Genomic DNA, 12358 nt, shown 5'->3' on the forward strand with positions numbered 1-12358 from the left:
GGAGCCTGCCTCTACCTACTCTCCGACGACGCCAGCTGGGTCACCGGACAAATCTTCAACATCGACGGAGGGCAGGTGTTCCGCGCATGACCGATCGAGTCGGATTCATCGGGTTGGGCAATATGGGCGCGCCCATGGCCACACGGCTACTCGAGCGGCCGGGTGGGCTCACCGTCTGCGATATGCGCTCCGACGTCGTCGTCACCTACACCGACGCCGGGGCGAACGCCGCGGCCACCCCCGCGGCGGTGGCCGAACAGGCCGAGGTCATCAGTATCGCGGTGGTCGACGACGCTCAGGTACGTAGCGTCGTCGACGGCCCCGACGGCATTCTGCGGGCCGCGAAACCCGGTTCGGTGATCGCGGTGCATTCCACCATCAGCGACGCCACCGCCGAGGAACTCGCCGCGGTATGCGCCTCACACGACATCGAATTCGTGGACGCGCCGGTCAGCGGAGGCGCGCCGGGCGCGAACCGCGGCGTCCTCGCGGTGATGGTCGGCGGCAGCGACACCGCCTTCCAGCGTGTGCGGGAGCCCTTCGGCGCGTTCGCCGATCTGATCGTGCACGCGGGGCCGGTCGGCGCGGGTACCCGAATGAAGTTGGCGCGCAACCTGCTGCATTTCGCCGCGTTCACCGCCGCGACCGAGGCGCAGCGCCTGGCCGAGGCCGCCGGTCTCGATATCACCGCGCTCGGCAAGGTGGTCCGGCACTCGGACGCGGTGACCGGCGGCGCCGGAGCGATCATGCTCCGCGACACCACAGCCGCCATCGAGGAGGGCGACTTCTGGCTGCCGATCCTGAGTCACGCCCGCGATCTCGGGGAGAAGGATCTGTCCCTTGCCCTCGAACTCGGTGAACGCCTCGGCGTCGCACTGCCTTTCGCGGAACTCGCGATCGATGGCCTCGGCATCGGCCTCGGCGTCGGCACCGGACCCATCGCGGCCGAAAAGCACTCGGAAAGGTCGTCGTCATGAGCGATGCGAATACCAACGGTTCGGCCGAATCACTCCGTCAGCGCGGCATCGCGAAGATGTCGCAGGTGTACGGGACCGAGTTCGAGGAATATCCCGGCGACCATTTCGCCGTCACCGCCGATCACCTCTTCGCCGATATCTGGTCGCGTCCGGGACTGAGCCTGCGCGACCGTCGCCTGGTGCTGCTCGGCGTTCTCACCGCACAGGGGCTGATGGATACCGCGGGCATCCAGATCGGGGCCGCCCTGCGCAATCAGGAACTCACCGAGGCGGAATTACACGAGATCGCCCTGTTCCTCTGCCATTACGTGGGCTGGCCGAGCGGCACCAAACTCGATCTCCTGGTGGGGACGATCGTCGGCCAGCAGAAGAAGGCCGCCCGCGCCGCACAGACCGAAGCAACCGAGAAGTAAGGAATCCCCGAGAGATGGCCGACACCTCCCTTCGTCCGCTGCCCGTCGCCGAGGTCACCGACTGGACTCATACCGCCGACGTCGTCATCGCCGGATACGGCATCGCGGGCGTCTGCGCCGCGATCGAGGCGGCACGCGCCGGTGCGAGCGTGCTGATTCTGGAACGCACCGGCGGCTGGGGCGGCGCGGCCTCGATGGCGGGCGGTTTCATCTACCTGGGCGGCGGCACCCCGCTGCAGCAGGCGCTCGGCTTCGAGGACACTCCGGAGAATATGGAGAAGTTCCTGCTCGCGGCGATCGGGGCAGGCGCGGACAAGGAGAAGATCGCCGACTACTGCCGCGGCAGCGTCGAACACTATTCCTGGCTGGTGTCCAACGGTGTGCCGTTCCGCGAGGCGTTCTGGGGTGAGCCGGGATGGGAGCCGCCGCACGACGAAGGTCTCATGTACTCCGGCGGCGAGAACGCCGCACCGTTCAACGCGATCGCGAAACCCGCTCCGCGCGGGCATGTTCCGCAGATGGCCGATAAGCGGATCGGACAGCGCAGTGGCGGCTACATGTTGATGAAGCCGCTGGCCGAGACCGCCGAATCACTCGGCGTACGCGCCGAATACGACACGCGCATCCGCAGGCTGATCGTCGACGCGAACGGGCGGGTGGTCGGCCTGCGGGCGACGCGCTTCGGAGACGAGATCACCGTGCGCGCCGAACGCGGCGTCGTCCTCGCCACCGGCAGCTTCGCCTATCAGGAGAAGATGATCGAGGGGTACGCGCCGCGGCTGATCGGACGCCCGGCGGCGGCCATCGAGGAACACGACGGCATCGGCATCAGGCTCGCCCAGGCCCTCGGCGCGGATCTCGCCCATATGGACGCGACCGAGGTCGCCTTCTTCGCCGATCCACAGCTGCTGGCCAGGGGCATCCTGGTGAACGGCCGCGGCCAGCGCTACGTCCCCGAGGACACCTACGGCGGCAGGATCGGCCAGCTCACCCTGATGCAGCAGGACAATCAGGCATATCTGATCCTGGACGAACAATCCTACGAAGAGGCGCTCGCGACCGTGACGTCCACGCCCTTCTTCCGGCAGCCGCCCAAGTGGGCGGCCGAGACGGTGGCGGAGTTGGAGGCGGATATGGGTCTTCCGACACTGGCACTGCAATCCACGGTGGACTGCTACAACCGGCACGCCGCGGCGGGGTCCGATCCGCTCCTGGGGAAGAAGCCGGAATGGGTGCGACCGTTGCGCGGCTCGCTGGCCGCCTTCGATCTGCGCGGATTCACCGCGGGTTTCACCCTCGGCGGACTGCGCACCGATCTCGATTCCCGGGTCCTGCATGTCGCCGGTGATCCCATTCCTGGCCTGTTCGCGGCGGGGCGGTGCACCTCCGGCATCGCGACGGGCGGCTACGTCAGCGGCGCGTCCCTCGGCGACGGCAGCTTCTACGGCAGACGTGCGGGCATCGCCGCGGCGAAGAGCTGACCAGGTAATATCCAGACACATGTCCGAATCCGAGTCCATCATCCTCGAGGCGACCCGTCGTCGCCTCACCGGCAAACAGGCCGACACCGTCGACAAACTCACCAAGTCGGCGGTGGAGGTCTTGGCCCGCGAAGGTTTCGCCGGCATGACGATTCGGCTGGTCGCGGCTGCCGCCGGGGTGGGGACGGCGACGGCGTACACCTACTTCTCCTCCAAGGAACATCTGGTCGCCGAGATCTTCTGGCGGCGGCTGATGGCCGCGCCATCCCCGGTCAGCGACGATCCCGATCCGACCGTCCGGGTGGTGGCCGAACTCCGCGATATCGCGATGCTCGTGGCAGACGAGCAGGAATTGTCCGGCGCGGTCACCAGCGCGCTACTCGGTCGCGATCCCGATGTCGAACATCTGCGGATCCGGATCGGCGCGGAGATCCGCAAACGCATCATCACCGCCCTCGGTCCCGATGCCGATCCCGATGTCGTCGAATCGCTGGAACTGCTGTACGCGGGCGCACTGGTGCGGGCGGGCATGGGCTACGGCTCCTATTCCGAGATCGCCGACCGGATCGAGAAATCCGCGCTGCTCATCCTCCGGTAGCTCGACCGCGGCGCGCCACCGATTCACGCGAAGGCGAACAGGGCCAGCGAGCCCGCCGCGCTGCGCCCCGGTATGGCGGCCGTCGTCCGCGGGGCCCGCGCGGTGGCCGAGGAGACGGTGATCCTGCGCCAGCGTGCCCGCGTCGCGGTGGCCGCGCTGGTCGACGGCGCGGCGGGCATCATCGTCGCGCCCGGCGGTCGGTTGCTGTTCGCCCTGCGGATCACCATCGACGGCGATCGGATCAGCGGCTACGACGTCGTCGCCGACCCGATGCGGCTGCGCGCCTTGGATATCGCGGTGCTGCCGGAACGTCCGTAGCGGTCGGTGTCGGTCAGAATGCCGGGACGCGCGCGAAACCCAGCGGGGGCGTCGGGTCCGGCCCGGTCCGCAGTACCGGCCGGAAATCCGGAAGTGCGGCGAGCACATCGACATTGCGCGCGGCGTAGCACCGCACCGCGGGCAGCGCCCGCGCCACCTCGGCGCGTTCCACGGGTTCGGCGTCGATGAACCCGATGGTGTCCAAGCGCAGGCCGAGGGTCCGTGCGATCCGGACGATCGCGGCGGACTTTCGGCCCCAGCCGATCTCGACGGCCGCGAAACTCCCGACGAGGCCTTCCCGGTACAACTTGTCCATCGTCGCGGTGCGATCGCTACGGCTGGCGACCGCGTGCCAGATGCCGCGGTCGCTGAGCACCCGCAGGGCGCGCATGGCCTCCGGCTTGGGCGCCGCGCTGGTCGCGTCGCACACGACCCCGTCCCACAGCGTGTTGTCCAATTCCCAGACAAGACATCTCAGAGCCGGTCGCATCGCCTGCCCCTATCGTTGGTCGTCATCGCCTGTCCTGCCGTGGCGCGCACGCGGAGTGGACATCGCTCCACGATCCAGGGCGCCACGCGTGCCGGGCAAGCCCCCGGTTTCTTGGGCCGTTCCGGCGGGGTGATACTAACCGCTGCGCGCGGTTACCCTCGCGTCAAATGCCGTAATAGCCCCGGACCAGCCGTTCGTACACCCGTCCCGGCACCAGACGTCGCGTCCAGAACGACAGCCGAACGTCATTGCCGCACAGGTATGTCTGGCGCGGGCTGGCCGAGGACAGGATGTCGCGCACCTTCCTGGCAACCTCGGTGGCCTGCTGCCCCTGCGCGAGATAGCCACTGACTCTGGTGAGCACCGCCTGACGATCCGCGTCGTAGTCGGCGAGGGGCCCGGCGACCCGCACCGCCGAATCGATGATCGGCGTGACGGTCCACCCGGGAGCGAGCACCGAGACCATGACACCGAATCGGGCGACCTCCATCCGCAGCGCCTCGCCGAGTCGTTCCACCGCGGCCTTGGTGGCCGAGTACCACCCGCCGTAGGGTTCCGCGATGGCCCCGGCCCCCGAACTCACCACGATGACCCGGCCCGCGCCCTGAGACCGCATGGTGGGCAGGGCCGCGCGCACCACGCGGTGGGTGCCGAGGACATTGGTGTCGAACAGGTCTGCGGCCTCCTCCGGCCCCGTCTCCTCGACCGATCCGACGACGCCGTAGGCGGCGAAGGTGACGACGGCGTCGATGCGGCCGTGCCTGTCCAGCGCCGAGCGCACCCAGGTCTCGACGGCCTCGGTATCCCGCACGTCCACGGTGGCGTGTCCGTCACCGGGGATCCGATCGCACGCCTCGACGGTATAACCGGCGTGGGCCAGATGTCGCGCCGTCGCCGCGCCCATCCCGTTGGCCGCACCGGTGACCAGGACGACCCCCCTCACGCCGCGCACACGGTCAGCACCCGAGGCAGCACCTCGAGGCGCGCCGACTCGACCATCGCGATCTCACCGTCCAATTCCAATGGGGCGGGCCGATCGGGGCGTAATTCGACGACGGTGTCGCGGTGACAGGTCGCCGACGACGACGCGCTGAACTTGCCGCGATAGAGTCCGGCGATCAGGGCGAGGATGCGCAGCCGTCCCGCGGCGGCCCAGATATTCACGTCGAAGTACCCGTCGCTTCGGGTCACGGGCGTGTCGTAGTACATGCCGCCGGCGAAATGCACGCTCTTGAGCACCCCGATATTGGTGATCGGTACGCTCTGTCCCCAGTCGGTGCCGCGCACATCGACGCGCAGCGGTTCATGGGTGGCGATATTCGCCAGCGCGGTCGCCACGATGGCCGCCTCCACATTCCTTGACTTGAGCCAGCCGATGACGCCGGTCGCGTGGTTGAAGGAATCGTTACCCGCCGCGACGAGACCCATACTCGCGTTGAGCAGGAAGTACCGCACCGCGCGCGTCCCGTCCGGGAGCAGCATGGTCGCCTTGCCGACGTCGACCGCCTCCGCCCGCTCCGCGTCGACACGAACCGCGATATCGGCGATCGTCGCCGTCGGGGGCACCGGTTTGTGGAAATCGTTGGAGCTGCCGAGTCCGACCGCGCCGAGCGCGAGCCGTTCGGCGCCCCGGCGCGGCCGGTCCGTATCCGGATCCATGATGGCGTTGAGCACCAGGTTCACCATGCCGTCGCCGCCTGCGGCGACGATCGTCTCGGGCGCGCGGTCGGCGTGGTTGTCGATATGCGCCCGAACGAGTTTCGTGGCCTGGTCGGCGTCGGCGGGCAGTTCCACGGCGAGTCCGGGATACCGCTGGCGCAGTATGCGTTCCACCGGTTCCCAGCGCCGCAGCGCGGTACCGGCATTCGATTGCGGATTCAGGACGACGAGCATGATCTCTCCTCGATACCCAGCCACTCGCGCAGCAGGGGCCAATTCCCCGTGGTGACCAGTCCGGTCCGCGAACATTCCCGCGGCACCGCGTTTTCCGACACACCGAGCAGGAAGACCGGGATGCCGGCACGGGCCGCCGGGGCGTCGTTGGCGGCGTCGTTGCCGATCATCACGCACTGCTCCGGTTCGACGGCGAGCCGCTCGAGCAGTTCGTGATAGAACTCGACCCGCGGTTTCGACCGTCGCATGGTCTCGCCGCTGGTGATGAAATCGAAATTCGCCGAATCGTGTCCGCCCCAGCCCAATCGGGTCATCGCCGAACTCAGCGGCCACAGCGGGTTGGTGGCGACCACCTGCGCGACACCGGCGGCACGCAGCTGCCCGACCGTCGACACCGCGATGGGCAAAGCCGGGAAACATCCGCGCAGGCGAGCGAAATCCACCTCGGCCAATCTGCGCAGGCGCTGATCCGCGACCTCGACGGGGATACCGAGCCCACGCGCGAGCAACGCGACCATCAGTTCGGTGTTGGTGTGCTCGGTGTCGTTACACCGCACCTGCTTCATGACGCCGGGCAGAATCCGCAGGAATCGGTGCGGCGGGGTCAGATCGCGGAACGACTGCGCGGCGGTCAGCGGCATCAGGGTCTTGAAGGTGCGCTTGCGCAGGCCGACCAGGGTGCCGTCCAGATCCCACAGCACCGTGCGCGGTGCCTGCCCGCTCATTCCTGGCTGTCCAGCACGGCTTGGAGATCGGCGCGCGTCAGACCGAGTTCGGCCGCGTACTCCTCGATTCCGGGCCGCGCCGCCTGTTCGCGCCCACTCACCCGGCGCGCTGCCTGCGCGCCGTAGGCCGCGCCGAGATCGACGACCGTCTTCGCCAGTGCCGCGGGGAACAGCCAGCGGCCGAGATCGCGCTGGAAGACCCTGGTCAGCCGATACGGCGCGGCCACTCGCGCTCCGAGCGCCGGGAGCGGCTTCGCCTCGCGCAGCGAACTCATCCTCGCCGCCTCCTCCCCGGGCACCAGCAGCAGATCCGTCCAGAGCCGGGCGAAACTGCCGCGTTTCTCGTGCGCGAGCGCGGTCATATTGAATTCGGTGTAGGCCTTCTCGATCCGCGAGGTGTGCGTGGAGCGGCTGCGCAGCAACGCGTGGATATCGGCCGTCTTGCGCGCGGTGTCGTAACGGGTGAAACGGTTGACGCGCGGGCGCACCCCGGCGATGAGGGTCGCGAATTCGGGCAGCGGCACCAACCGGTTGGCCAGCGAGAGCGCGTGGTACATCAGACTTTCCGTACCGGCCTTGCCGATCTCACGCGCGAGCAGGTCGTAGTCGAGTTCGGTCGCGTAGCGCTCGAGATTCCAGATATCGCCGAGTTCGCGTACCCCGGTCTTGTAGTAGGGCAGGTGGACGCCGAGGTGGTGCAGATTGTCCTCGTGCGCCATGGCCCAGGCCGGCACGCCGTAGAAGTCGATGCGCCGCACCCGATCCCAGATGGCCGCGTAATCGATGGTGTACGGGGCCAACGGGGTGATCAGACCCCAGTGCGTGCCCACCACGAGCGCGCCGTCCCTGGAGACGAACGAGGGCAGGTGATGCGACCGCTCGGCCCGCGCCTTCGGCGCTTTGCCCAGCAGTTCCGAGGTGGCGAAAAGGCCGGTATCCCGGTAGATCTCGATCGCGGTGTCGACCTGATCCAGTTCGATCAGGATATCCAGATCGTTCATCCGCTTGTAGCGCGGATCGTGATAGATCTCGGCGGAGAACAGCATGCCCTTGAGGACGACGCAGCGCACCCCGCGTTCATCGAATCGGCGCAGCAACTCCAGTGCCCCGGCCAGCCTGCGATCGTTCACCGTGGCGATATGGTCGGTCACCGCGGCGAATTCGGCGGCCACCGGTGCGGGCACCAGTCCGAAGAGTTCCTCGGCCTCGAGTCCGCGCTGTACCAGGGGCACGGTCGCGTTGAGCCGGGCCAGGGCGAAGAACTCCGACCAGTCGGTCACCTCGTGGGCCAGTTTCGCGAGTTCGACGCGTTCGTCGGCGCTCGGTGCGGCCAGTGCCGCGAGCACGAGCAACCGTTCGACCGTCGAGCCACCCGCCGCGATGTCGGTCATGCGCCGCCCTCCTGTTCTGGATGAAATCCGAAATCCCGCGCGACGGCGGCGATCTGTTCGAGAGCGACATCGAGCTGGTCGCGGGTGAGGGTGGCCATCATGGAGACCCGCAGGCGCTGCTGTTCGCGCGGTACCGCCGGGAATTCGACGCCGTTGACGAAAACGCCCGACCGGTGCAGCGCGGACACCACCTCGGCGACCGCCAGCCGCTGCGGCACGAGAATCGGGATGATGGCCGTCTGCGGATCGACCGCGAAACCCATACGACGCAGTTCCCGCACGAAATAGTCGGTGTTGTCGTGCAATCGGCGAATACGCTCGGGATGGGCGTCGATGAAATCGATCGACGCGAGCACAGAGGCGACCACAGCGGGCGACAGCGAGGCCGAGAACATATAGGACCGGGCGAAGAAGCGCAGGGTGTCGACCAGGTCGCGCGATCCCGCGACGAATCCGCCCGTCGTCGCGAACACCTTGGAGAAGGTGCCCATGTACAACTCCACCGAGCCGTCCGGCATACCGAAATGCTCGGCGGTGCCGTGTCCTCGCGCGCCAAGGACGCCGGTGCCGTGCGCGTCATCGATCGCCAGCCACGCGCCGAACGACTCGCACAGCGCGCGGATTTGCGGCAGTGGCGCGATATCGCCGTCCATCGAGTACACGCCCTCGACCGCGACCACGATATTCGCGCCGGGATTGCGCCAGCGCACCTGCATCAACCGGTGGCGCAGATGGCCGAGATCGTTGTGCTCGAAGGCCATCGAGCGGACCCGGCCGAGTTGGATACCGTCGTAGAGGCTCGCGTGACTCTGCTCGTCGTAGAGCAGGATGTCGCCGTTGCGCAGCAGGCCGGTCACCCACCCGACATTGGCGGCGTAACCGGAGGAGAACACCAGGGCGGATTCGCAGCCCTTCGTCTCGGCCAGCCGTTCCTCCAGTCGCCGGTGCAGCGAGGTGGTGCCGTTGAGCAGCGGGGGGCCGCCGCAGCCGATGCCGAATTCACGGGTCGCGGCGACGGCCGCCTCGATGATCTCCGGTTCGTTGCCGAGACCGAGATAGTTGTTGGAGCCGAGCATGATCAGCTCACGGATCTCACTGCCGCCGGGATCGCGGACCCGCACCACCGGACCCGCGGGACCGGTGATCTCGCGCAGGACGAAACCGGTACCCCTGGCATTGGTGACATAGGGCCGGAAATCATCGAAACGCTGCTCGAAGGTGTGCGCCGAGGCGTCGAGATAGTGTTCGAGACTGAAGTTCTCGCCGTGGCCCGCGGTCGGGGCTGTGGACGATTCGGGCGATACGGGGGATGCGGTCATGATGGGTCCTCGTGCACGATCGTCGCGGTACCTGCCCGGCCGTCGAGTACCAATCGGTCCCCGGTGGCGACCAGTCGGGTGACGCCGGGAACTCCGACGACGGTGGGAATCCCGAGTTCGCGGCCGATGATGGCGGTATGGGAGAGCACGCTGCCTCTTTCGCTGATCAGACCGCCCGCGGCGACCATCAGGAAGACCCAGCCGGGATCGGTGGTCGAGGCGACGAGGATCTGTCCGTCGATCCGCACTTCGGGATCGGGTGTGCCGAGTACCAGGGCGGGCGCCTCGACACGGCCTGGCGCGCAACCTATGCCGCGCAATACCGTCCGCGCGGTCGCGTCGGGTTCGGTCGGCGCCTCGATGGCAGGATCGTTGATACTCGTCGCGGCGATTCCGGTGGCAATGATCCGCGATGGCATCGCCACGTCGCGCCATCGTTCGTGATCGCTCTTGCGGACGGCGACCGTGCGCGCGGCATCGGTGTCGACGGCGGTGCCCCTGGTCAGCGCCGTGATCTCCTCGTAGGTGAGCCAGAAGATATCGCGGGGCTCCGCCAGCAGACCGGCGGCGTGCAATTGCCTGCCGAATTCCCGGAACACCCGTTTGATCAGGCCGAAGGACCTGCTGCGACCGAGCCGCATATTCTCGCGCTGTTTCACATGTTCGCGTGCCCGTCCGAGGGCGAAACGGAAAGCGAGCCGCTCGATGACGCTGCCGTCACCGAACAGCGCGGCGGCGGCATCCTGCGCCTCGCGCCGGATCGCCTTCTCCCGCGCGGCCATCTCATCGATGTTCTGACCACCGCGCAGGTAGTTGCGCAGCATGGGCACCAGACGTTCGGGATGTTCGCCCAGCGGATCGGTTTCGAGCTTGAGCTCATCGACCGTGCGGTCGCCGAAGAGCGCGATGTGGCGCAGGCAGGCGACGCGGAACGCCCCGAATTCCGGCTGAGACAAGGTCTTCCAGAGGGTACGCGCGTCCAGCGGTCCTTCGAAGAGGTCACGTAACGCCCCGTCGGAGCGGATCGTCGCGGTCAGTCGCAGTGCCGAACGCACCGGATCGACGCTGTCGACTCCCTCTTCGCCGCAGAACAGTTCATTGCGCAGCGTGATGGCCTCGGCCTCGTCGAGGCCCCTGCGCTCGAGCAACTGCCCGACGACGTGGAACAGTTGCTGAGCGAGAAAATCGTTGAAGATCTGTACCGAGTACGCGGGCACCAGTTCGTCGAGGCAGCGCTCGATCCATCGCAGCAGCGCCTCGGGATCGCGTTCCCGCTCCGGTGTATCGGCCGCGAGACGATGGTCGAGATCGGCCGTGAACGCGGCCAATTCGGTGAAGAACGCGCGCAGTCTGCGCGGCAACCGCAGCCACCCGAAGGCGATGATCGCGAGCACCCGCACCCGCAACGCGTACATCCGCAGCCGGGCGAATCCGCGTTCCGGTGTGGCGGGCCGCCGGTAGCGGTTCTCGATATTGAGTGCGGCCTCCCACCCCTCGATGGCGAATTCCATGCCGGGAATCTGGAGGAACAGCCGATACCAATTGCTGATGTTGTAGTAGATCCGGCCGTGCGCGGTACCGACCAGATACGGATACAGATCGGCGGCATTGCGCTCGACGATCTCGCCCGTCGCGCCGAAATCCCGGTGACAGGCGCGAAATACCTGCTCGTACGCGGCGCGCAGAATCGAGAAGGTCAGCGGACTCGACAGTCCCGGATACGATTCGGCGACATTGACGTTGTCGAAGATGGTCTCGCGGGCGCCGGTCGCGGTCACCGGCCTCGCCTGCAACAGGAACAAGGTGCCGTCGGCGTCATAGGCCCATTCGATATCCTGTGGGGCCCCGAAGGTTTCGGCGAGCGCTGCGGCCGTGCGCGCCAACTCCGCCACCTGCGCGTCGGTGAGCGCCGGTGAGCAATCCCCGCCCGCGATCGTGGCGAGGACGGTACCCGACGCGGAATCGGCGACAATACGGCTCTGCTTATCGGCCACGCTGCGCGAGACGATGACGCCGGAGGCGTTGTCGATGAAATAGGTATCGCATTCGACGGTGCCCGACACCACCCCCTCCCCGAGGCCGAGCGCCGCGGAAACCACCGATTCGGCCGGATCGCCGGTCTGCGGGTTACAGCTGAACACCACACCGGCGACCGCGCTGTCGACGAGTACCTGCACCAGCACCGCGCAGTCGACGCCGCCATTGTCCAGCCCGCGATGCGCGCGGTAGAACAGCGACCGTTCCGAATAGGCCGACGCGAGGACGCCGAGCAGCGCGCGCGGCACATCGTCCGGTGCCACATTCAGCAGGGTGTCGAGTTGGCCCGCGAAGGAGTCGGTGGCCGAATCCTCCCCGCTGACCGAGGATCTGACCGCGAGCCGTGCGGGGGGATCGTTCAATTCGGCGATCGCGGAATCGAGTTCCGCCGCCACCGGCGCCGGGAGGCTCTGCCCGAGGATCAGCCCTCGGATCGCGGTCGACACCGACCGCAGCGAGGCGGGATCGGTGTGGTCGAGCGTCGTCAGGAGTTCGGTGATGCCATCGGCCACCGGCGCGAGGATCTGCGCGCACGCCTCCGTGGTGACCACCACGAAGGGCGGGACGCGGTAACCCGCCGCCAGCAGCCTGCCGAGGTTCGCGGCCTTCGCGCCGAATCGCGCCGTGTGCTCGGCGTGCGCGGGCGTTGCCAGCGCCGCGGCAGCGACCACCGTGCCGGTATTCGTCGGATTCATAGGATTCCGCCTCTGGATATC

Annotated in this window: 12 protein-coding genes and 1 pseudogene; 6 read left to right on the forward strand and 7 right to left on the reverse strand. The window is 67.7% G+C overall.

Going from position 1 to position 12358, the window contains the following annotated elements:
- The 6 genes and pseudogenes from ABZS43_RS34595 to ABZS43_RS34620 all read left to right on the forward strand — a co-directional run.
- Positions 1 to 90 (forward strand): annotated as a pseudogene (locus tag ABZS43_RS34595) (short-chain dehydrogenase); the annotation flags it as partial.
- On the forward strand, positions 87 to 977 hold the full coding sequence (locus ABZS43_RS34600) for an NAD(P)-dependent oxidoreductase (RefSeq protein WP_355040223.1): 891 nt from the start codon (positions 87 to 89) through the stop codon (positions 975 to 977). The pseudogene ABZS43_RS34595 and the gene ABZS43_RS34600, both read left to right, overlap by 4 nt.
- The gene (locus ABZS43_RS34605; protein ID WP_355040224.1) at positions 974 to 1390 is read left to right on the forward strand and encodes a carboxymuconolactone decarboxylase family protein; all 417 of its coding nucleotides are present in this window, start codon (positions 974 to 976) and stop codon (positions 1388 to 1390) included. Before ABZS43_RS34600 ends, ABZS43_RS34605 begins: the two co-directional genes overlap by 4 nt.
- A gap of 14 nt (positions 1391 to 1404) precedes the next feature.
- Positions 1405 to 2871, forward strand: a complete 1467-nt coding sequence (locus ABZS43_RS34610) for an FAD-dependent oxidoreductase (protein ID WP_355040225.1) — start codon at positions 1405 to 1407, stop codon at positions 2869 to 2871.
- A 19-nt stretch (positions 2872 to 2890) separates the two neighbouring features.
- A complete protein-coding gene (locus tag ABZS43_RS34615; protein ID WP_355040226.1) occupies positions 2891 to 3469 on the forward strand; it encodes a TetR family transcriptional regulator in 579 nt (192 codons plus the stop codon).
- A 72-nt stretch (positions 3470 to 3541) separates the two neighbouring features.
- Complete coding sequence (locus tag ABZS43_RS34620) at positions 3542 to 3787, forward strand: hypothetical protein (RefSeq protein ID WP_355040227.1); 246 nt, start codon at positions 3542 to 3544, stop codon at positions 3785 to 3787.
- Positions 3788 to 3800: 13 nt separating this feature from the next.
- Here ABZS43_RS34620 and ABZS43_RS34625 read toward each other — a convergent pair whose 3' ends face one another.
- The 7 genes from ABZS43_RS34625 to ABZS43_RS34655 form a co-directional block, all read right to left on the reverse strand.
- The gene (locus ABZS43_RS34625) at positions 3801 to 4277 is read right to left on the reverse strand and encodes a hypothetical protein (protein ID WP_355040228.1); all 477 of its coding nucleotides are present in this window, start codon (positions 4275 to 4277) and stop codon (positions 3801 to 3803) included.
- Between the two features lie 163 nt (positions 4278 to 4440).
- Entirely contained in the window at positions 4441 to 5220 is a 780-nt protein-coding gene (locus tag ABZS43_RS34630) for an SDR family NAD(P)-dependent oxidoreductase (protein ID WP_355040229.1), read from the reverse strand.
- Positions 5217 to 6170, reverse strand: coding sequence for a diacylglycerol kinase family protein (locus ABZS43_RS34635; RefSeq protein WP_355040230.1), 954 nt, complete (start codon positions 6168 to 6170; stop codon positions 5217 to 5219). The genes ABZS43_RS34630 and ABZS43_RS34635 overlap by 4 nt, the downstream gene beginning before the upstream one ends.
- Positions 6155 to 6895 (reverse strand): HAD family hydrolase, encoded by a 741-nt coding sequence (locus ABZS43_RS34640; protein WP_355040231.1) that lies wholly within the window; start codon positions 6893 to 6895, stop codon positions 6155 to 6157. Before ABZS43_RS34640 ends, ABZS43_RS34635 begins: the two co-directional genes overlap by 16 nt.
- A complete protein-coding gene (locus tag ABZS43_RS34645; protein ID WP_355040232.1) occupies positions 6892 to 8286 on the reverse strand; it encodes a nucleotidyltransferase family protein in 1395 nt (464 codons plus the stop codon). The genes ABZS43_RS34640 and ABZS43_RS34645 overlap by 4 nt, the downstream gene beginning before the upstream one ends.
- A complete protein-coding gene (locus ABZS43_RS34650) occupies positions 8283 to 9605 on the reverse strand; it encodes a pyridoxal phosphate-dependent aminotransferase family protein (protein ID WP_355040233.1) in 1323 nt (440 codons plus the stop codon). The genes ABZS43_RS34645 and ABZS43_RS34650 overlap by 4 nt, the downstream gene beginning before the upstream one ends.
- Positions 9602 to 12337 (reverse strand): PEP/pyruvate-binding domain-containing protein, encoded by a 2736-nt coding sequence (locus ABZS43_RS34655; RefSeq protein WP_355040234.1) that lies wholly within the window; start codon positions 12335 to 12337, stop codon positions 9602 to 9604. The genes ABZS43_RS34650 and ABZS43_RS34655 overlap by 4 nt, the downstream gene beginning before the upstream one ends.
- Between the last annotated feature and the right edge of the window lie 21 nt (positions 12338 to 12358).

Origin of the sequence: Nocardia sp. NPDC005366 (assembly GCF_040606855.1) — a bacterium.
Classification (GTDB): domain Bacteria; phylum Actinomycetota; class Actinomycetes; order Mycobacteriales; family Mycobacteriaceae; genus Nocardia.